We start from the raw sequence: 19,542 nt of genomic DNA on the forward strand, positions 1-19,542 counted from the left end.
TATCCCGGGGGCGCCGCAGCCGCGACGCTCCTCCTCCCCCCAACCGCCGAATCACCCCCTTTGAATGCAGACCCCCAGCTTGCGCCGACTCTTCGGCGAACCCCGCTTCGTCAAGTTCTGGATTTCCCGCTTCATCGGCACGATTGCCAACCAGATGCTCATGGTGGCCGTCGGATGGCAGATGTACGACCTCACCGGTAGCGCTTGGGACCTGGGCCTGGTCGGCCTCTTCCAGTTCGTCCCCGCCTTCCTGCTGACGCTCCCGGCAGGCCACGTCGCCGACCGTCTCCGGCGCAATCGGATCTTTGCCACCTGCATACTGCTGCAGGCCGCGGTTGCGCTCCTGTTGCTCGCTGCCACGACGCAGGGCTTTGCGAACCGCGAACTGATCCTGGGCGTCTCGGTCGCCCTGGGCGTCGCCCGCGCCTTCCAGATGCCGGCCCAGCAGGCGCTGATCCCCCTGCTGGTCGGGCCCGAACTCCTCAGCCAGGCCATCGCGTTGGCCGCGAGCGGCATGCAGACCGCGATCATCGCCGGTCCGGCCCTCGGCGGCGCGCTCTACGTTGCCGGGGCTGCGCACGTGTACGCCGCCAGCATGGCACTCCTGATGGTCGCCGGCACGCTGATGGCAGCAGTCCATTACGAGCATCGGCCGGCGGCAGGCGCAATCACGCTGGAGTCGGCCTTCGCCGGCGTCACCTTCCTCTGGCGGAACAGGCCCCTCCTCGGCGCCATCTCGCTCGACCTCTTCGCGGTGCTGCTGGGTGGCGCGACGGCCCTGCTGCCGATATTCGCGCGGGATATCCTGCACACCGGGCCCGAGGGCCTCGGCCTGCTGCGAGCCGCCCCGGCCGTGGGCGCGCTGGCCATTTCGCTCGTGCTGCTGCGCTGGCCGGTGCGCCGCCGGTCCGGCTCGCTGCTGCTCGTTTCCGTGGCAGTCTTCGGCCTGGCGACGGTGGTGTTCGGTCTCTCCAGCCACTTCGGCCTCTCGCTGCTGGCGCTGGCCGTCACGGGTGCGGCGGACAACATCAGCGTCGTCATCCGCCAGTCGCTGGTTCAGCTGGACACCCCCGACGAGATCCGCGGCCGCGTCTCCGCGGTCAATTCGATCTTCATCGGCGCGTCGAACCAGCTCGGCGAATTCGAGTCCGGCGCCACCGCCGCATGGTTCGGTCCCGTCGCCTCGGTGGTCCTGGGCGGCGTCGGCACCCTGCTGGTCGCCGCGGCCTGGATACGGCTCTTCCCGGGCCTCGCCCGGCGTGATCATCTGGTACGGGAGCCGGTTCGGGCCTGAGCACGCAAATGAGGGCGCGACACCGCTAGGCCGTCGCCGGCAACGACTCCCGATCATGCACGACAACGCGGTTACGCCCCCCGCGCTTGGCCTCGTACAAGGCGCGGTCCGCAGCATCGACGAGGATGTATGAGGACTCGGTCCGGTGCGGGACGAGGCAGGTGCCGCCGATGCTGACGCTGATGCGGCCGTCAAGGCCGCAGGCATGCGGCAGTCGCAGGTTCTCGACGTCGTTGCGCACCTTTTCGGCGAGGCGCACCGTGCCTGCGAGGTCGGTGACCGGCAACAGCAACGCAAACTCCTCGCCGCCGAAACGTGCGGCAAGATCGGTGGCTCGGCCGGCGCACTTTTGCACGACCGCGGCGACCTGCCTGAGCACCTCGTCGCCGGCGAGATGGCCGTAGGTGTCGTTGTACTGCTTGAAGTGATCGACGTCGATCATCAGCACCGACAGCGGGCATTGGGCGCGGCCCGCGCGCTTCCATTCGGCGTCCAGCATCTCGTCGAGATAGCGGCGATTGCCGAGGCCGGTGAGCCCGTCGACGCTGGTCAGGCGACTCAGCTCGAAATTCATTTCCATCAGCTGCCGCTGGCTGTCGCGCAGCGCGCGGTAGGCCTCGTCGCGCTGACGCTGGTTGAGGTACGCCTTCGAGTGATAGCGGATGCGCGCGATCAGCTCGATCCGGTCGGGCAGCTTGACGAGGTAGTCGTTGGCCCCCGCGACGAAGGCCTCGCCCTTGACTGCCGGGTCCTCCTCGGTCGACAGCACGATGATCGGGATGTCGCGCGTGTCGGCATTGGCACGGTACTCGCGCACCAGCGTCAGGCCATCCACGCCGGGCATGACGAGATCCTGGAGGATGACTGTCGGCTTGACCTCGCCGGCCGCGGCGATCGCGCGGGCCGGGTCCGGGCAGTAATGGAAATCGATGTTCGGGTCCTCGGCGAGCGCGCGCCGCACCGCCTCGCCCACCATCACCTGGTCGTCGACCAGCAACACCATGACTGTGTACTCGTCCGCGATGGGCGGGCCCGGAGGATTCGAATGGATCATGTCTCCCTTTCTCATGGTGCTTCTCCTTTCGTCATTCTGTGGGCGGCATGGCCACCGTCCTCGCGCCGCCCTGCGGTACCCGGCCGAAGCGCTCGACGAGCCGCCGCGCGATCCGGTCGAGCGCCAGGATCTCGACCGCCGCGCTGACGTCTGCGGCTGCTTTCGGCATGCCATAGACGGCGCTCGTCGTCCGGTCCTGGGCGATGGTGTGCCAGCCGCGGTCGCGCAGGGCCTTGAGACCCAGCGCCCCGTCCCGGCCCATGCCGGTCAGCAGGACACCGATGGTCTCGCCCGGCCAGAAGCGGCAGACACTGTGGAAGAACGCATCGACCGATGGCCGATAGACACAGTCGACGGGCTCCCGGGTGTAGCCCAGCCTGTGGGCGGACGTGAATGCCAGGTGGTCGTTGGTCCCGGCGAGCAGGACACGGCCCGGCTGCGGCCGGTCGCCCTCTTCCGCAACCTGCACCGGCAGCCGCGAATGCTGCCTCAACCATTCGGCCATGCCGACCGCGAACTGGCGGTCGACGTGCTGAACGATGACGACTGCCGCCGGAAAGTCGCCGGGCAGGGCCGAGAGCAGGGCCGAGAGCGCCGCCGGGCCGCCGGCCGACGCGCCGATCGCGACCAGCCGCTCGATCCCGACGGATTGCCGGCGCACCGCGGGCATGGCCACCGGCCGGCCCCCACCGATCAGGCGGCCAATGGCGTCGATCTTGGCCAGCAGCGACGCCGCGCCCGTTCGCGGATCGCCTCCGAGCACGGGCGTATCGACGGCATCGAGCGCACCATGCCCCATTGCGTCGAAGACCCGCCAGGTGTTCGCGCCGACGCTCGAGGTCACGATCAGGATCGCGCACGGCGTCTCGTCCATGATCCGCCGCGTCGCCTCGACCCCGTCCATCCCCGGCATCACGAGATCCATGAGCAGGAGGTCCGGCGTCTCCTGCTTGCACCGCGCCACGGCCTCGGCGCCGTCAGCCGCGGTCCAGACGACCTGGTGCCCAGAATTTCCGGCCAGCGCCCGGCGCAGCGCCTCGACCGCCATCGGGAGGTCGTTCACGATCGCAATCTTCATGGCCCGGCCTCCCGAAGGGCCGCCCCGAGGGGGGCCGACGCCCCCTCGGGGGGCAGCGAGCGAAGCGAGCGTGGGGGTCGTTTCATCTTCCCTCTCCGATCAAGTCCGCCACCGCCTGGAGCAGGCCCTCGTCGTGGAAGCTCCCCTTGGCCAGGTAGTAATCGGCCCCGGCGTCGAGGCCCCGTCGGCGGTCCTCCTCGCGATCCTTGTAGGAGACGACCATCACCGGCAGCGACTTCAGGTGCGGATCCTTGCGGATCAGCGACACGAGCTCGATGCCGTCGAGGCGTGGCATGTCGATGTCGGTGACGACGAGGTCGAAGTGCCCGCTGCGCACCGTGTTCCAGCCATCCATGCCATCGACCGCGGCCTCGACTTCGTAGCCCGCCCGGTCGAGGAGCTTGCGCTCGAGTTCGCGGACGGTGAGCGAATCGTCCACCACCAGCACCCGCCGGCGCCGCGTGCGGGCGCCTTGCGCCTCCTCCGCCAGCCGGCCGACCCGGCCACCGGCGACCAGCTTGTCGAGCGTGCGCAGCAGATCCTCGACATCGACGATCAGCAGCGGCGCGCCGTCCTCCATCAGCGCCCCGGCGGCAATGCCCTCGACCTTGCCGAGGCGGGGATCGAGGGGCTGCACGACGAGTTCGCGCTCGCCGAGGAAACCGTCCGTGACGAGCCCGTACGCATGAGCGCCCTCCCCGACGACGACCACGGACAGGGTCTCGTGAAGCGGACCGGTCTCGCCGCCGAAGAGCTGGCGCGCGGCGACAAGGCCGATGCGGCGCCCGGCGAGGGAAAAATGCTGGCGTCCCTCCAGCTGCTCGACCTGCGCGCTCGAAAGCTTGAGCGTGCAGGCGATATGCGCGAGCGGAAAGGCGTAGGGTTCGCCGCCGATATCGACGAGCAGCGCACGCACCACGGACAAGGTGAGCGGAAGTTCGAGCTGGAAGCGCGTGCCCTCGCCCACGGTCGAGTTGAGGCGCAGATGGCCGCGCAACTCGCGGATCGTGTCGCGCACGGCATCGAGACCGACGCCCCGGCCAGAGACGTCGCTCACCTCCTCCTTGAGGGAGAAGCCGGGCAGGAAAAGGAACTCCAGCAGCTCGGTCTCGCTCAGCTCGGCCGCCATCTCCGCATTGGCCAGGCGGCGTTCGACGACGGTCCGGCGCAGCCTGTCCTGATCGATGCCGCCGCCGTCATCGGCGACGACGATGTGCAGGCGCCCGGCGCTGTGCCGGGCCGCGAGGCGCACCAGTCCTTCCTCCGGCTTGCCGGCGGCACGCCGCGCCGCCGCGGGTTCGATGCCATGGTCGACGGCATTGCGCAGCAGATGGCCGAGCGGCGCATCGAGGCGTTCGAGGATCTCGCGATCGACCGGGGTCGCGCCGCCCTCGATTTCGAGGCGCACCAATTTTCCCAGCGTCCGGCCGAGATCGCGCACCAGCCGAGGGTAGCCCCGCAACCCGTCGGCGAAGGGGCGCATGCGGCACGCCAGCGCGGCATCGTAGAGACGATGCGCGAGCTGCGTGCTGCGGCTGTCGGCGAGCTCCATTTCCGCCAGCCGCTCGGTCAGGAAAGCCTGGCAGACGCCCAGTTGCTCGCGCGCCGCCGCCACCAGGGCGATGCCCGAATCGTCCCGGGCCGTGCCGGCCGCCGCATCGATGAAGCGCTCATGCAGGCTGTCCAGTGCCTTGCAGGCCTCGCCCTGCAAGCGCTTCAGGCGCAGCAGCGCAGTGGAAAAGGGCGCCAGCGCGCGCGATTCGACCAGCGATTCGCTGGCGAGGCCGAGCAGGCGATTGAGGTTGTCGGCACCAACACGCAGCACGCGCGCCGGCGCATCGTGCGCAATCGCGGCGGCGCCCGGCTCCGGCCTCAGAGCAGCCGGCGGCTCCGGCGGCACGGCGGCGATTTCCGCCCCGCCCGCCTCCGTCGCCTCGGCCTCGACCGACTGGACGACCGCTGTTTCGACCCTTGCCACCGCGGCATTGGAACGTCCGGCGACCAGGGTACTCAGCGCCGCGACGAGCTCCGTCACCTCGGCCCGCGCGCCCCCGGACCAGACGTCGATTTCCGCCTCCGGCGTTTGCGTGACGCGCACGATCAGGTCCACGCCGCGCAGGAGGATGTCGATTTCCGGCTGGCCGAGCTGCAGCCCGCCGCGCTGCGCGGCGACGAAGCAGTCCTCCATCGCATTCGCGACAGCGACGCCGGCATCGAGCTCGACCATCCGCGCCGCCCCTTTCAGCGAGTGCGCGGCACGCATGCAAGCTTCGAGCGGGGCGGCAGCGACGGCATCGGCGCCGAGCGCGAGCAGGCCGTCGGTCAGCGCCTGGACCTGCATTTCGGCGTCGAGGCGGAAGAGCTCCAGCATCGACAGCTGGCTGAGATCGCGCTCGCTCGCGGCACTCATGCCAGACTCCGTTCGAAGCTGGCGAAGAGGAGGCGCTCGTCGAGCACCCCGACCGAGCGGCCCTCCCAGGACAGCACTGCCCGAGTGAACGGTGCGGCCGCGCGGGCGACGGTCGCGGGCGGCGGCGACAGCTCGTCCGCGGCGCAGCGCCGCAGTCCGAAGACTTCATCGACCGGACAGACCGCACGCTCGGCAACATCGCGCAAGACCAGCAGGCGAGCCGCGGCGCGGCCCTGTTCCCCATGCGACGGATCGATTCCGAGCAGCCGGATCAGCGAAAAGGCGACGATGAGCTCGCCACGGATGTTGGCAAGACCGAGCAATACGCCGCTACGCCGGTTCGGCAGGGAATGGATCGGCCGCTCCCCGGCGATCTCGTCGAACACCCGCGCCGACAACGCAAGCCATTCGACGCCGATGCGGAAAAGGACGAGCGCCTGGGCCCCTGATGCGGTCGGCTCCACTGCCGTCCCCACATGCTGCGTCCCCGCCTGAAGGACCTCGTCCGACATTTCGGCGTCGAGCAAGCGACGTGCGGCAGCCGCGTACACCGGGCAATTGCGGCAATGGATGCAGGCCTGCAGCTCGGGGCAGGAGCGATCGCCGCGCACACCGATGCGGTTCCAGCAATCGACAATGGCGGCGCTCATCGCCCTTCACCGTTCGGCTCGAGACGCCGCCGCCGCATATGCAGGCGCTGCGCCCCCGACGCGTCGCCCTGCCGCTCGAGGAGAAGGGCGAAGTGAAGCAGGGTATCGGGGTGCTGCGGGTCGAGGTAGAGGGCCTTGCGGTAGTGCGCGGCAGCCGAAGCGAGGTCGCCGGATGCCGCCCGGATCACGCCCAGCAGGTGATGCGCGGGGGCCGAGAATGCGTGGGTCTGCAGATAACGGCCGCAGCACAGCGCCGCTTCCTCCAGGCGCCCCTGATCTGCGAGGCGGCCCGCGTGTTCGAGGTCGCAGGGCTGCGGGCTCGCGGACGGCAAGGGGCTGCGCGCCGCGATCCGCGGATAGCCCGGCCAACGCGGCTTTGCCGCCGGCGCCGATGCTGCCCGCGGCACCGCAAGGCGTTGCGGCATGGCCGGGCGTTCTGCAGCCACGCTGACCGGAGGCAGCGCCGCACTGGGCAAGGCGAAGCCCCGGGGCACCGTGGCCGTTGTGAAGCCGCTCCCCCGCAGCGCAGCGGCTTCCGCCCGGCCGACGAAGAGCACGCCCTCGGGAGCGAGCAGGCGGGCCAGGGCGGCAACCGCGCGCACCTGTGTCGGACGGTCGAAGTAGATCAGCAGGTTGCAGCAGAAGATCGCGTCGTACGTAGTGCCGGAGACGAAATCGGCAGCGAGCAGGTTGCCCTGGCTGAAGCGCACCGCCCACCGCACCGCCTCCTTCAGCTGCTCGCCGGCCGCAGTCCGCTCGAAGTGGCGGTCGCGAAAGCCCAGATCATCGCCGCGGAAGGAGTTCTTGCCATAGACGGCGCGGTTTGCGCGCTCGAGCGAGGCGGCACTGACATCGATGGCATCGATGCTGCAGCGGCCCATCGGAAAACCGGCGTCGATAAGCGCCATCGCCATCGTGTACGGCTCCTCGCCGGTCGCACAGGGCACGCTCAGCAGGCGGAGGACGCCTTCGGGGTGGCGGGGCAGCCAGCGATCGAGCGCAAAGCGGCAGAGCCCGGCAAAGGCTTCGCGATCGCGGAAAAACCAGGTTTCGGGAACGACGACGGCCTCGATCAGCGCCTGCAGTTCCTCACCCGAGGCGCTGACCCGCTGCCGATAGGCATCGAGGTCGTCGAGGGCGCAGGCAGCCAGGCGCTCACGAATGGCGCGGTCGATGAGCGACGGCCCGATCGATTCGGCATCGAGCCCGATCGTCCGCTCGAGGAGGGCGACGATCTCAGCATTCCAGAGCACGGGCCGCCTCCGGTGCGGACAGAAGCCCACGCCATGTCGTCGGCAGCAGATGGCGCAACTCGAAGCGCTGCACGAGCCCTCGCCCGTCGTTGGCAACAGGCCCCAGATACGGTGCCGCGTCGACCGCGGGCCCCGCATCGGTGAAGTCTGCGGGGTCGAGACGCACCGTCTCGGTGACTCCCTCGGCGATCAGGCCCAGCCGCGTTGGCCCGCCCGCTTCCGCGGGATAGTCGACCAGGATCAGACGCGTGCTCAGCCGCCGGCGCGCGGGCCGGCCGAGGATCAGCTGCGCGAGGTCGATCGCGGGCAAGGGCGTGCCCCGCCAGCTGAACACGCCGGCGAGTCCCGGCGGCGCGTGCGGGATCGGCCGCATGCCGACGAGCGGCAGGACTTCCGCGACACTCGCTGTGTCGAGCACGTAGCGCTCCTCGCCAAGCTGAAACAGAAGGAAAAGCACGGCCGCCTCCCCCGCACCGCTTCAGGCCGATTGCGGCAGCAGGCCGTTGCCGCCGCTCGCCTCGGCGTCCGGGGAGCCCACCTTGAAGCGCGAGACGCCGTCGCGCAGCTCGCTGGCCACCCGCCGGAACTCGTCGATCGCCATCCCGGATTCGCGCAGCGAGTCGACCGTCTGCCGCACCGCCTCGCTCAACTGGGCGAGCGCTTCGCTGATCTGCTCGGCCCCGCCGGCCTGCGCCTGCATCCCTTCGTTCACCTCCTCGATGCGAGGCGCCAGGGCCTGCACCTCGGCGATGATCTGCGACAGCTGCCCGCCGACCTCGTCGACCTCGTGCATCCCCCGCCGCACCTCTTCGGAGAACTTGTCCATGCCCATCACACCGGCCGCGACCGCCGACTGGATGTCCTTGACCATCTGCTCGATGTCGTAGGTCGCCACCGCCGTCTGGTCCGCCAGCCGCCGGATCTCGGTCGCCACCACGGCGAAGCCCTTCCCCGCTTCGCCGGCCTTCTCGGCTTCGATCGCCGCGTTCAGCGACAGCAGGTTGGTCTGGTCGGCCACCTTCGCGATCGTGCTCACCACCTGCCCGATGTTCCCCGCCTTTTCGCTCAGCACGCCGAGGCGCGCGCTGATCGACTCGGTCGCTGCCGCCACCGCCTGCATGCCCTGGCCCATCCGCGTCAGGCCGGCCTGCCCTTCCCCGGCGAGCACGGCGGTCTGGTCGGCCACGCCCGACACGTCGCCCATGGTCCGCACCAGCTGCCGCGCCGTCGCCGAAATTTCCTTCGCGGTCGCGCCGATCTCGCTGGTAGTCGCCGCAATTTCGCTCGCCGTCGCCTGCTGCTCGCGCGCCGTCGCGCCGATCTGGTTCACCGAGGCGCCGACCCGGGCGCTCGACGACTGCACCTGCCCGACCAGCCCCGTCAGCTCGTCGGCCATACGGTTGAAGCCCGCGGCCAGGGAGTGGAATTCATCGCGCCGCATGAATTCGACGCGCCGGCGGAAATCGCCGCCACGCATCGTCTCGACGAGCGCGAGAAGCTGGGCCAACGGGTAGTCGATGGCCTTGATCAGGCGGTACGCATACACCAGGGTGAAGACGAAGGTTGCCAGCAGGCTTGCAAGAATCCCGCCGATTGCCCAATCCACGTCCCGGCGGATTTCGGCGAGCCACTTTTCCGTATCGGCCTGATTGAAATCGACGACGACCTGAAGCGCCCCCCGCGCCTTCTCGAACGCCCGATCCAGTTCGGCACGCGTCGCGTCCGCAGCCTGCAGCCCCTTTCGGTCGGCGACGAGCGGAACGATCCGTTGCTGCAGCTGCAGGTAGGTCGCCGCGCTCGCCTTGAAGGCTTCGAAGTTCTCCCGGTCCTTCTGCTGAAAGATCGTTGTCTCGTATTTGCGGATCGCTTCATTAAGACGTTCGGCGCTTGCCCGCATTTCCGACCGGATCTGGCCTTGCACCGCCGCGCCTGGCGATGCAAGGTACTGGGAGGTCAGGGAAAGTTCGGTCACCAGTTCGGCATACAGCTGGGTGCACTGATAGACCCCGGGGGCCGCGTCGGTAGCAAGGGCGACGGCATCCGTGCCGATGCTCGCCAGGCGCGTGTAGGCCACGCCGCCCATCACGACCATCAATCCCAGGATGATGGCGACACCTGCGAGGAGTCGTCTGCGTATTGTCCAGTTCTGCATTTTTCACCCCGCGCGGGCCGGACATCGGACGTTACCAAGAAGCATGCACTACCGGTCCAGCATCAATGACAACATCGCGTACGCGCAGTTCCCCGTCATCCCGGACGAAATATCTTTCGATAATCCTATTTGACTGGCATGGTTATTTTGCCTTGTCCCCTTCCTCAATCCGTATCGAAGCTCTGCCAGGCTTCACCGGGGCTTTGCTAGAGTCCGTTAGCGGAGTACTTCGGCTCCCCGGTACCGCCTCAGAACTTCGAACCATGACGATCCTGACCCGAGCAAACCTCATCGACGGAAGCTTCCTCAGCGGCCTCGACATGCCGGCCCATCTCTCGTGGAGCGACGCCGACCTCGAGCGCTCGCTCGCAAGAACGTGGGATACACGGCCCCACGGCGCCATCTGGGTCTTCGCCTACGGCTCGCTGATGTGGAATCCGCTCTTCGACTTCCAAGAGCGACAGACCGCGAGACTCGACGGCTGGCACCGCAGCTTCTGCCTTCGGTCGGTGTCCGGCCGCGGCAGCCTGGAACGTCCTGGACGCGTCCTGGCACTGGAACCCGGCGGCGAGGTGCGGGGCGTGGCGCTACGCCTGCATGACGATCAGGCCGCTGCCGAGCTGCGCCTGCTCTGGACGCGCGAAATGGCAGGCGGCGACTACCATCCGCTATGGACGCCGGTGATGCTCGAGGATGGCACGAAGGTCACCGCAATGGCCTTCGTCATCAACCCGGACCGCCCCCTCTACGACCCGGATGCGACGGCCCCGACGGTGGCGCGAATCGCTGTGGAGGCCGCCGGAGTCTTTGGCCGCAATGCCGACTACGTCCATGCCCTCCACGACGCACTCGCCGAGCGCGGGCTACAAGACCCGTATGTCGATGCGATCGTAAGAGAGCTCAAGGCCCTTACGCCGGCACCTCCGAAGTCTGCTTGATTTTCTGCATCGGGATTTGGGTCTCATCATACGGCGCTGCGTTTGTCATGACGCCGGAAGTTTCGGAATGCTACCATCGCGTCATAACCCAAGCGCAGCCCGCATCCAGCGACGGTTCCGGCAAATTTTCGGGGGAGTGATGGCAGAAGCAACCTACGATCTCATATTCCAGGGCGGCATCCTTGCCGGCTTCACGCGTGAAGAGGTCATGCAGCGCTTCCGCGACGTCTTCCGCCTGCCGATGGAGGAAGTCGAAAAGATCTTCGGCCATCCGCGGGTCGTATTAAAGCGCAACCTCGACCAGACAGTCGCCGACGATTACCGGCAGCGGCTCGCGGGAATCGGCATGGCGGTGAGCCTGAATGCCGTGCATCCGCCGGCAGCGCTTGCGGCGCCATCGCCCGCAGTGCCCGCTGCACCCGCCGCGCCCGAGCCATCGGCCGCCCAGCCGGCGCAGATCGAGAAGCGGGCCGAAGACAAGACCGAGGAACCGATCTCCACTCCCCCTCGCGCGAACGAGCTGCAAGCCGCCCCCGCGGCGCCCACCGGTCCTTTCGTCCGGGCCGCGGAAGCCACCGGCGTTCCCCGCGAGCTCGACTTCGAATTCACCGGCAACGGTTTCGAATTCTTCCGCATCTGGATCGTCAACCTGGTCCTCGGCATCGTCACCCTGGGCATCTACTCAGCCTGGGCCAAGGTGCGCACGCTGCGCTATTTCTACGGCAACACCCGCTGCGACGGCACCAGCTTCGAATACCTCGCCGATCCGGTGAAGATCCTCAAGGGGCGGCTGATCGGTTTTGCACTGCTGGCGATCTACTCGCTCGCGAACAAGTTCGTCCCTCCGCTCGGGGCGCTGCTGATGCTGGCCTTCCTCGGCATCTTCCCGTGGATCATGGTGCGCGGGCTGGCCTTCCGTAACCAGAACTCCGCGTGGCGCGGCGTGCGCTTCGGCTTCGACGGCAGTCTCGGCGAGGCCTACAAGGTCTTCCTGATGTGGCCGTTCCTCGGTGTGCTCAGTCTCGGCCTGTTGATGCCCTACGCGATGCATCGCCAGCAGCGGTTCGTCCTCGACAACAGCCGCTACGGCGTCGAGCCCTTCGAGTTCCACGCGGGCCCCGGCCCGTTCTACCGGATCGCGCTGGCCTTGATCGGCACCGCGATCGGCGGTTTCCTGCTGTCCATGGTCGTTGCCAAGATCTTCCCGCCGCTTGCTCCGCTGGCGATGGTCGCGACCTATCCGGTGATCTTCGCGGTTTCCAACGTGATGTACACCAACCTGCGCTACAACCACACGACGCTCGGCACGCTCGCGCTGCAAGCAAACTACCGTTTCGGCTCCTACGCGATGCTGATGGTCACCAACACGCTCGCCATCGGCATCACCCTGGGGCTGTTCTACCCCTGGGCCAAGGTGCGCACCGCGCGCTACGCTGCCGCACACATCGGCCTCGTGGCCGACAGCGACCTGAGCGAGTTCGCTGCCGCGCAGCGGGAACAGGTCTCGGCGCTCGGCGGCGAGATCGGCGACCTCTTCGACGTGGATCTGGGCATCTGATGCGACTGGAAGGCCGTTTCTTCGATGGCAAGAGCTCGCGCAGCCACCGCGCGAGCTTGCTCGTCGAAAACGGTCACGCACGCATCGAAGCGCAATCCGGCGAGGACTTGCTGGCGCCGGTCGCACTCAAATGCATCGATATTGCGTCGCGAGTCGGCAACACGCCGCGCTTCCTGCGCTTTCCCGACGGTGCAAGCTTCGAAACGGAGGACAACGACGCCGTGGACCAGCTTGCGGCACATCGCGCCCCGGCAAGCGGGTTGGTCCATCGGCTCGAATCAAAGCTGCGCTATGTCCTCGTCGGTCTGGCGCTCACGGTCGCCTTCGTCTGGGGGAGCGTCCAATGGGGTGTCCCGGCCCTCGCCAAAGTCGCCGCCTTTGCGCTGCCCGCCGAGGTCAACAGCCACGCGGACCGCATGGTGCTGGATATCCTCGACCGCCATGCCTTCAAGGCCAGCCGCCTGCCTGAAGAGGAACAGCAGCGCCTGCTCGCCGCCTTCGCCCCGCTGCTGACAGCGGTCCCGCAAGACCCGCCGGTCCGCATCCTGTTCCGCGACGCGACCGACACGATCGGTGCCAACGCCCTGGCCCTGCCGGCCGGCACCATCGTCGTCACCGATCAGCTCGTGCATCTGGCGCGGCACGACGACGAGATCGTCGCGGTGCTCGCTCACGAAATCGGTCACATCCGGTACCGTCATGCCATGCGCGGCTCGATCCAGGCCTCCTTCATGGGCCTCATCGCGACGCTGGTCGTCGGCGACGTCTCCTCCGTGTCTTCGGCCATCACTGCCCTTCCACTGATGCTCACCGAACTCGGCTACTCGCGCGACTTCGAACGCGAAGCCGACCAGCACGCCGTCGACGTGCTGCATCGCCTGGGTATCGGCCCGCAACGTTTCGCCGACATCCTGCAACGGCTCGATCGGTCGAAGGACGAAAAAGCCGGGTATCTGTCGACGCATCCCTCGACGCCCGAACGCGTGCAGGCGATTCTTTCCGGTTCCAGTGGCATGAACCGGTAACGCGGACGTCTATCCGTTCTTTGCGCAGTACATGCTCGCATCGGCATGGCCCAGCAGCGCTTCCGCATCATGGCCGTCCTCGGGGAACAAGCTGATGCCGATGCTGACCGAGACCGTCGCGGTCTCGGAACTGAGCCGGTAGGGCTCGCACAGGACGCGCTCGATCTTGTCGACGAGTGCCCTGACGTGATGCTCCTGCGCCGGCCCTTCGACGATGATGACGAATTCGTCGCCCCCCAGCCGGGCGATCGTGTCTTCCTCCCGCACCGTGTCGCTGAGGCGCCTCGCCACTTCCACCAGCAACGCATCACCCGCCGCGTGTCCCATCGTGTCGTTGATCTCCTTGAATCGATCCAGATCGAGGAACAACAGCGCAAAGCGCTCCTGTCTGCGCTGCGCGCGGGCGATGGCCTGTTCCAGACGGTTTTGCAGCAAACTGCGGTTGGGCAGCCCGGTCAGCGCGTCGTGGTCGGCGGCGTAAGCCAGTTGTTCCGCCTCCAGTAGCAATTCGGTTACGTCGCGCAAGATCGAGACCGCTCCGACGACCTTGCGATGGCGGCCGTAAAGCGGCGTTGCCAACTCTTCAATGATGCGCTTGTCCCCGCCGTTGAGATACATCACCGTCTGCTTCGTGATCTGACGCGCCGTGTGCACGGTGTCTTCCATGGCCGTGGTGGTGCGTTCGTGCAGATGACGGTCGAAGCTCTCGAACACGGCACTGGCCGGACGGCCCAAGGCCCTGTACGAAGGCCAGCCGCAGATCTTTTCCGCGACGGGATTCAGGTATTCGATACAACCCTTGGCGTCGATCAGCGCCACGCCCTCGCCGATCGAACCCAGCACCGCCTGGAGCCGATCCTTTTCCAGCAAGAGCGCCTGCTCGGCCTGGTCACGCCGCTTGATCTCGTCTTCCAGATCGCGCTTGTCGAAGCGCAGCGTCAAGGACGCACGCACCGACCGATTGAAATTCAAGGCGGACACAACCATCGCGATCAGGAATATCGCGGTCATCAAGGCCATCGCCATGTGCAGCGTCGTGCCCAGCATGAGGTAGTGGGCCATCAGCGGAAGCAGTGTCGGAAACAGGAAGGCGAGGCAGGCCTCCATCCTGAAGGCCAACACGGTAATGCTCCCGGCCGACATGCCGGCCAGCACGAAGGCGACGAACACCTCGTGCGCCACCGATGGACTGGGCACCATGACGAAAGAACTCGCCCCCCAGACGCTGCCGGCGAGTGCCGTCCCTACGACGTACGCGGCATTCCAACGCGCCGCGGTATCGAGATCGGAACCGACGCGGGCATGGCGTCGCGCGAGCAAGGCGCGCAACGCCGTCGCCGATACCAGCGCGCCGTACCATGCGAGCAAGGGGAGAAGCGCAACGTAAGACACCTGGACCAGGGCCAGGATTGCGCCGTTCACGAGGGTGACCGAATAGGCCAAGGGCGCGTTCTTGTAGAGCAGACCCACCTGCTCGGCAAACACCTGGCCAGCGTGCCGACCTTCAACTGCGGCGTATTCCATGGACGTCCCGCGTCGCCGCGCTCCTGGTCGCAGTTCGCAATGACCGGCTCTGCCACGCGTCCGCCGGAGAAACCATGACCGACGCGTGACAGCAAAATTCCCGTCTAATAGTCCAATCTAGGCCATGTTTTGTCCGAAGTTGTTTCAGCCGCGAAAATCGTCACGTTGTTTGACATTCTGGATTTGAATATTGCTACCGGTCGTCGCCGACTCGACGCCTCAGCCCGCGGCCAGCCCCCGACGAACTGGCAGAGATGCGTTACCGCGCGACGACCGCGTCGCGCCGCTCGAACTTCAGCTCAGCCACTTCCTGGAATCCGAGATCAATCCGACGCTCGGCGAACATCAGGGATCGGTCGTGCTCGAAAGCATCGAACACGGAGACACCGCCCTGCTGAAGTTCGGCGGCAGCTGCCACGGCTGCGGCCAGGCCGATCTGACGCTGTCGGAATTCATCGCGGTGAAGATTCAGGAGCGGTTTCCGGTGATCCGCAAGGTCAACGCGCTGGCGACGATGCACCGGTGAGCAAGGCGATTCACGATAGCAGCCGAACCAGTGCGTCCGGGTGGATCGGCAGTTCCAGCAAGCCCGCCAAGCCCATCAGGACGCCAGAGCCGATCGGCACCAGGCCCACCCAGTAAAGCGCCCAAAATCCGGTGAGGGCCGTGACGGCAAGAAGCGCGATGGCAATGGCGAGCAGCGCATCGGAGAGGTCGAACTGGTCGTCGCGGTAGTTCAGATTGTCGTAGGTATGCTGGTCGTGCTCCGCCTGGACCTTGAGCTCGTCGCGTCCGCGCACTTCACGGTCGTGGAGTTCGCGGTAGTCGGCGATGGCTTTGTCGTATTTGGCGACCGCAGCCGGCACCGCGGCGTCTTTCGCGAGCTCCAACTGAACGGCCGTCGCCGCGGCCATGTCAGCGCGTATATTCTTCGCTTGAAAGTAGCTCCAGTGGTCGATCTTGTCGGCCTGCGCCTGTTGCATCGCCTGGACGATGTTGTCGTCCTTGACCTTGCAGATTCCCATGAAGGTGGCAATGATCGCCACCGTCACGGCAACGACGGCGTTGAGTCGCCTCGCCCTGGCGTCCTGGATTTCCAGGGTGGTCGCTGCCCTTTCGATGACTTCGCTGGGATCGATGTCCATGTGGCTTCCTGCAATGACTCCGGGACTGGAATGACGTCGATTCTAGTGGCCGGAGAGCCCTCGCCATGTATCAAAGATTGGCCCGTCCGGCATCGGCACGGCGACATCGTCTGAGGCGGATTCCCGGAAACGCAATATGCAGACGGACCGGCTACGACGCTTACCGAGTCGTACTGCGGTCGACTGCCACCGTCGCAATCGACCGCATTATTTCGGATAGCCACTGGCCTCCGTCAGCGTGCCGCAAATCCAGACTCCATCGCCGATCGTGCTGCGGCTCATGTTGCGGGGTGACGAAGAAGCGGTGGCATGATGGAGGGAAGCGACGCTGAACGCCTCCCGCGTCCTACTTCGGAGCGAAGGAACATCATCGTGACGAGCGCCAAGCGACATGCCGCAGACCAATCCAAGCGCTGGTCCCAGAAGGTGACCGAGACCAGCCATGCGCTGGATCTCGAAAAGGGCGTGTTCGCGCAGGCCGACCCGCGGGAAATTGCCCGCTCACTCAAACGCTCGGCCGACCGCAGCCACCGCCGCAAGACCGACCCCTTTCGCTCGGCGATGTCGATGCTGAACTTCTACATCAACCGCGCCGGAAAAAATCTCACCATCGAGCGGCGCCGCTGCCTCGAAGCAGCCAAGGACGAACTACGGGTGCTGTACGGCAAGCCCCGTGCTCACGCCAGACAGTGAGCGAAGGTACGGGGATTGCTGCCATACGATCATGGAAGCGAGCAACCCAATGCTAAGGATCAGCAGCTCCTCGTGCTGGCCTTGCCGCGCGGTGGCGTGCCGGTCGGCTTCTACTACACCGACTTCACACAGACCACCCGCGACGAAGTGATCCAACTGCTACAACAGAGGTAGGACCGCAGTCTCTCCATATCGGCACAGTTGGCAAGCATGTGCAATTTGTACAGTAGAGAATTGACATGATTCGACAAGCGTCCAACGAGACGATCCGTATTCCTTCCGGGGACATATTTCTCGAGGGCATGCTCCAGTGGCCCTCGCAGCCCGCTTCGGGCATTGTCGTTTTCGCCCACGGCAGCGGGTCGAGCCGTCTGTCGCCGCGGAACAACTTCGTCGCCGCGGAATTGCGCCAATCCGGCTTGGCGACCCTGCTGATGGATCTGCTGACGCTGGAAGAGGATGCCGACTACACCAATCGCTTCGACATCGACATTCTGACCGACCGGCTGCTGGACGCGATGTCGTATCTGGACAAGGAAGCGGTGACCGCCTCGCTCCCGGTCGGAGCCTTCGGCGCAAGTACGGGCGCAGCGGCGGCCTTGCGGCTGTCCGCGGCCCTTCCTGACCGCGTCGCCGCAGTCGTCTCCCGCGGCGGACGCCCCGACCTCGCAGGCAGCGAGATCCTGACCCGGATTCGCACGCCGACACTGCTGATCGTCGGCAGCCTGGACACCCCGGTGATCGAACTGAACGAAGCGGCCTATCGGGACCTCGGTGGCATCAAGGAAATCCGGATCGTGCCTGGAGCGACCCACCTCTTCGAAGAGCCCGGCACCCTCGAACAAGTCGCCAAGCTCGCCGCCGCCTGGTTCAATCGATACCTGTGAATCAGGGCACCGCTCGTCAGCGCGCCGATGCGACGTCCACCTCGCGGTTCTTCTGCTCGAGCGAGCGGATCAGTCCGTCGATGCCGCCCAGCTGGATTTCCCGGGCGAAGCTGCCGCGATAATTGGTGACGAGGCTGACGCCGGCGACGACGACGTCGAACACCTTCCAGCCGTCGGGAGTCTTTTCCAGCGAGTAGTCGATGCCGATCGGCTGGGAACCGGCTTGGCGGACTTCCGTCTGCACGCGCACCGAACTGTCGGTCTCCGCGAATTTCAGCGGCTTGTACTGGATCGTCTGGTCGCGATACTGCGTCAGCGCGTTGGAATAGGTGCGCACGAGCAGGGTTCGGAAGGCATCGACCAGCTTGTCCTGCTGCTCGGGCGTCGCACTGCGCCAGTCCTTGCCGACCGCGAGCATCGTGATGCGGCGGAAGTTGAAGTGCGGCAGTACCTTGTCTTCGACCAGGTTGACGACCTTGCGCGCGTCGCCCGACTGGATCGAACGATCCTTGCGGACGATCGTCAGCACGTCGTCACTGACTTCGCGCACCAGCGCATCGGGCGCCTTCCCGGTGTCGGCCGCATGCACGGCAGGCGCCAGGAAGAACAGCGTGGAAAGCAGCAGGAAAAACCTTTTCATCGTTATCACCTCAAGGAGCGGGCCGGAATGCTCATGGTCGAATTAGGCCCGAAACGCGTGGCGCCTTTAAGACGCTGCGCCGCAAAAGACTGTTGCCGCCAATCCACTAATCGCGCATATTCGCGTAGGAGCAGCCAAGGTGGCATCATTCAAGCCGTACCCCCTTACGACCTTTGGCTTATGAAAATTGACCTCGGAAACTACACGCTCCCGCAACTGAAACAACTCGACGCGCGCATCGAGAAAGAGATTGCGCGGCGTCAGTCCGACGCCAAAGCGTCAATATTGAAGAAACTCACCCGCATGGCCGGCGAGTACGGTTGGTCGCTGGAGGAAGTGCTGGGCGATGCCGCGGCATTGCCGCCCATGAAAGCGGACCCGGGTCGCTCGGCCGAGAAGGCGCCCGTGCCGGTGAAGTACCGCCATCCGTCGAAACAGGATCTCGCCTGGTCCGGGCGCGGGCGCAAGCCGCAATGGGTCGAGGCTTGGCTCGCTCACGGGGGTGCGCTCGACGCACTCGCCATCGCCGCCGAGAAATTTGCGAAGAAGCAGCAGCAGGCGGCCCGCATCACCACTGCCGCCAGTGCTTCGCCGGCGAACAAGAACGCATCGGACGCCGCATTCGTTTCATAACTCATACAAAGTACGAGGGCACCGACGTGAAAGGCGAAGAACTGCGGGAAATCCAGGCCCCGCTGAAGGAGCGCTACCGGCAGGAACCGGAAACCGCCCTGATCACGCTGAAGGCCCAAGGGCGGCTCGGCGACGGGGTCAGCTGTCGCATCGAGACGGGCAAAGCGCTGGTCGAAGCCGGCCTGCATCCGGCGACCGGCGGAACGGGACTCGCCGCCTGCTCCGGCGACATGCTGCTCGAAGCGCTGGTCGCCTGCGCCGGCGTGACACTCAACGCCGTCGCAACCGCACTCGGAATCGTGCTGCGCGACGCGACTCTGAAGGCCGAGGGCGACCTGGACTTCCGCGGCACCCTCGGACTGTCGAAGGAGGTGCCGGTCGGCTTCCAGCAGATCCGCCTCAGCTTCGAACTCGACACCGACGCCAGCAAAGAGCAACTCGAAACGCTGCTACGGCTGACCGAGCGCTATTGCGTCGTCTTCCAGACACTGAAGCACTCCCCTGCGATCGCAGTGAGCCGCCGCGTCAAGGATCAGTAGCAACGATGCACCGTTCGCAATCAGGACGTCCACACCCGCTCCGATCGGCGCCGAGCTGTTATATCCTTC

19 protein-coding genes are annotated in these 19,542 nt (G+C 66.4%); 9 read left to right on the top strand and 10 right to left on the bottom strand.

Annotated features, from left to right (window positions below):
• The first annotated feature begins 64 nt into the window (after positions 1–64).
• Complete coding sequence (locus AZKH_RS24745) at positions 65–1,294, top strand: MFS transporter (RefSeq protein ID WP_015452043.1); 1,230 nt, start codon at positions 65–67, stop codon at positions 1,292–1,294.
• 25 nt (positions 1,295–1,319) lie between these two features.
• Here the strand turns inward: AZKH_RS24745 and AZKH_RS24750 are convergent, their stop codons facing one another.
• The 7 genes from AZKH_RS24750 to AZKH_RS24780 form a co-directional block, all read right to left on the bottom strand.
• Complete coding sequence (locus AZKH_RS24750; RefSeq protein ID WP_015452044.1) at positions 1,320–2,363, bottom strand: diguanylate cyclase; 1,044 nt, start codon at positions 2,361–2,363, stop codon at positions 1,320–1,322.
• Between the two features lie 16 nt (positions 2,364–2,379).
• Positions 2,380–3,426 (bottom strand): chemotaxis response regulator protein-glutamate methylesterase, encoded by a 1,047-nt coding sequence (locus AZKH_RS24755; RefSeq protein ID WP_015452045.1) that lies wholly within the window; start codon positions 3,424–3,426, stop codon positions 2,380–2,382.
• 82 nt (positions 3,427–3,508) lie between these two features.
• Positions 3,509–5,836, bottom strand: a complete 2,328-nt coding sequence (locus AZKH_RS24760) for a hybrid sensor histidine kinase/response regulator (protein ID WP_015452046.1) — start codon at positions 5,834–5,836, stop codon at positions 3,509–3,511.
• Positions 5,833–6,486 (bottom strand): chemotaxis protein CheW, encoded by a 654-nt coding sequence (locus tag AZKH_RS24765; protein ID WP_015452047.1) that lies wholly within the window; start codon positions 6,484–6,486, stop codon positions 5,833–5,835. Before AZKH_RS24765 ends, AZKH_RS24760 begins: the two co-directional genes overlap by 4 nt.
• Entirely contained in the window at positions 6,483–7,739 is a 1,257-nt protein-coding gene (locus AZKH_RS24770) for a CheR family methyltransferase (protein ID WP_015452048.1), read from the bottom strand. Before AZKH_RS24770 ends, AZKH_RS24765 begins: the two co-directional genes overlap by 4 nt.
• Positions 7,723–8,196, bottom strand: coding sequence for a chemotaxis protein CheW (locus tag AZKH_RS24775; RefSeq protein WP_015452049.1), 474 nt, complete (start codon positions 8,194–8,196; stop codon positions 7,723–7,725). The genes AZKH_RS24770 and AZKH_RS24775 overlap by 17 nt, the downstream gene beginning before the upstream one ends.
• Before the next feature lie 21 nt (positions 8,197–8,217).
• Positions 8,218–9,891 carry a methyl-accepting chemotaxis protein gene (locus AZKH_RS24780; RefSeq protein WP_051071814.1) on the bottom strand — a complete coding sequence of 558 codons (1,674 nt, stop codon included), beginning with the start codon at positions 9,889–9,891 and terminating at the stop codon, positions 8,218–8,220.
• A gap of 263 nt (positions 9,892–10,154) precedes the next feature.
• Here AZKH_RS24780 and AZKH_RS24785 point away from each other — a divergent pair, with 263 nt between their 5' ends.
• The 3 genes from AZKH_RS24785 (at position 10,155) to AZKH_RS24795 (ending at position 13,412) form a co-directional block, all read left to right on the top strand.
• The gene (locus AZKH_RS24785; RefSeq protein ID WP_015452051.1) at positions 10,155–10,829 is read left to right on the top strand and encodes a gamma-glutamylcyclotransferase; all 675 of its coding nucleotides are present in this window, start codon (positions 10,155–10,157) and stop codon (positions 10,827–10,829) included.
• A gap of 139 nt (positions 10,830–10,968) precedes the next feature.
• Positions 10,969–12,387 (top strand): YjgN family protein, encoded by a 1,419-nt coding sequence (locus AZKH_RS24790; RefSeq protein ID WP_041657925.1) that lies wholly within the window; start codon positions 10,969–10,971, stop codon positions 12,385–12,387.
• Positions 12,387–13,412, top strand: coding sequence for a M48 family metallopeptidase (locus AZKH_RS24795; RefSeq protein ID WP_015452054.1), 1,026 nt, complete (start codon positions 12,387–12,389; stop codon positions 13,410–13,412). The genes AZKH_RS24790 and AZKH_RS24795 overlap by 1 nt, the downstream gene beginning before the upstream one ends.
• Before the next feature lie 9 nt (positions 13,413–13,421).
• Here AZKH_RS24795 and AZKH_RS27940 read toward each other — a convergent pair whose 3' ends face one another.
• Positions 13,422–14,936: a diguanylate cyclase domain-containing protein gene (locus tag AZKH_RS27940; RefSeq protein ID WP_015452055.1), complete on the bottom strand. Its 1,515-nt coding sequence runs from the start codon at positions 14,934–14,936 to the stop codon at positions 13,422–13,424.
• Positions 14,937–15,126: 190 nt separating this feature from the next.
• Here AZKH_RS27940 and AZKH_RS24805 point away from each other — a divergent pair, with 190 nt between their 5' ends.
• On the top strand, positions 15,127–15,462 hold the full coding sequence (locus AZKH_RS24805; protein WP_015452056.1) for a NifU family protein: 336 nt from the start codon (positions 15,127–15,129) through the stop codon (positions 15,460–15,462).
• 10 nt (positions 15,463–15,472) lie between these two features.
• Here AZKH_RS24805 and AZKH_RS24810 read toward each other — a convergent pair whose 3' ends face one another.
• A complete protein-coding gene (locus tag AZKH_RS24810) occupies positions 15,473–16,081 on the bottom strand; it encodes a DUF4337 domain-containing protein (RefSeq protein ID WP_015452057.1) in 609 nt (202 codons plus the stop codon).
• Positions 16,082–16,453: 372 nt separating this feature from the next.
• On the opposite strand from AZKH_RS24810, the gene AZKH_RS24815 reads away from it, so the two are divergent.
• A complete protein-coding gene (locus AZKH_RS24815; RefSeq protein ID WP_231874596.1) occupies positions 16,454–16,774 on the top strand; it encodes a DUF3175 domain-containing protein in 321 nt (106 codons plus the stop codon).
• Positions 16,775–17,013: 239 nt separating this feature from the next.
• Positions 17,014–17,661, top strand: a complete 648-nt coding sequence (locus tag AZKH_RS24820; RefSeq protein WP_015452060.1) for a dienelactone hydrolase family protein — start codon at positions 17,014–17,016, stop codon at positions 17,659–17,661.
• Between the two features lie 16 nt (positions 17,662–17,677).
• On the opposite strand, the gene AZKH_RS24825 is transcribed toward AZKH_RS24820, so the two are convergent.
• Positions 17,678–18,301: a phospholipid-binding protein MlaC gene (locus AZKH_RS24825; RefSeq protein ID WP_015452061.1), complete on the bottom strand. Its 624-nt coding sequence runs from the start codon at positions 18,299–18,301 to the stop codon at positions 17,678–17,680.
• A 27-nt stretch (positions 18,302–18,328) separates the two neighbouring features.
• Here AZKH_RS24825 and AZKH_RS24830 point away from each other — a divergent pair, with 27 nt between their 5' ends.
• A complete protein-coding gene (locus tag AZKH_RS24830) occupies positions 18,329–18,934 on the top strand; it encodes an H-NS family nucleoid-associated regulatory protein (RefSeq protein ID WP_015452062.1) in 606 nt (201 codons plus the stop codon).
• Between the two features lie 26 nt (positions 18,935–18,960).
• On the top strand, positions 18,961–19,473 hold the full coding sequence (locus tag AZKH_RS24835) for an OsmC family protein (RefSeq protein WP_041657927.1): 513 nt from the start codon (positions 18,961–18,963) through the stop codon (positions 19,471–19,473).
• Positions 19,474–19,542 lie beyond the last annotated feature (69 nt).

This window comes from Azoarcus sp. KH32C, from assembly GCF_000349945.1.
Lineage (GTDB): Bacteria > Pseudomonadota > Gammaproteobacteria > Burkholderiales > Rhodocyclaceae > Aromatoleum.

Coding starts and splice junctions, on each gene's coding strand:
- AZKH_RS24745 (WP_015452043.1), top strand. CDS start 65: ATGCAGACCCCCAGCTTGCGCCGACTCTTCGGCGAACCCCGCTTCGTC.
- AZKH_RS24750 (WP_015452044.1), bottom strand. CDS start 2,363: ATGAGAAAGGGAGACATGATCCATTCGAATCCTCCGGGCCCGCCCATC.
- AZKH_RS24755 (WP_015452045.1), bottom strand. CDS start 3,426: ATGAAGATTGCGATCGTGAACGACCTCCCGATGGCGGTCGAGGCGCTG.
- AZKH_RS24760 (WP_015452046.1), bottom strand. CDS start 5,836: ATGAGTGCCGCGAGCGAGCGCGATCTCAGCCAGCTGTCGATGCTGGAG.
- AZKH_RS24765 (WP_015452047.1), bottom strand. CDS start 6,486: ATGAGCGCCGCCATTGTCGATTGCTGGAACCGCATCGGTGTGCGCGGC.
- AZKH_RS24780 (WP_051071814.1), bottom strand. CDS start 9,891: ATGCAGAACTGGACAATACGCAGACGACTCCTCGCAGGTGTCGCCATC.
- AZKH_RS24785 (WP_015452051.1), top strand. CDS start 10,155: ATGACGATCCTGACCCGAGCAAACCTCATCGACGGAAGCTTCCTCAGC.
- AZKH_RS24790 (WP_041657925.1), top strand. CDS start 10,969: ATGGCAGAAGCAACCTACGATCTCATATTCCAGGGCGGCATCCTTGCC.
- AZKH_RS24795 (WP_015452054.1), top strand. CDS start 12,387: ATGCGACTGGAAGGCCGTTTCTTCGATGGCAAGAGCTCGCGCAGCCAC.
- AZKH_RS27940 (WP_015452055.1), bottom strand. CDS start 14,936: ATGGAATACGCCGCAGTTGAAGGTCGGCACGCTGGCCAGGTGTTTGCC.
- AZKH_RS24810 (WP_015452057.1), bottom strand. CDS start 16,081: ATGGACATCGATCCCAGCGAAGTCATCGAAAGGGCAGCGACCACCCTG.
- AZKH_RS24820 (WP_015452060.1), top strand. CDS start 17,014: ATGATTCGACAAGCGTCCAACGAGACGATCCGTATTCCTTCCGGGGAC.
- AZKH_RS24825 (WP_015452061.1), bottom strand. CDS start 18,301: ATGAAAAGGTTTTTCCTGCTGCTTTCCACGCTGTTCTTCCTGGCGCCT.
- AZKH_RS24830 (WP_015452062.1), top strand. CDS start 18,329: ATGCTCATGGTCGAATTAGGCCCGAAACGCGTGGCGCCTTTAAGACGC.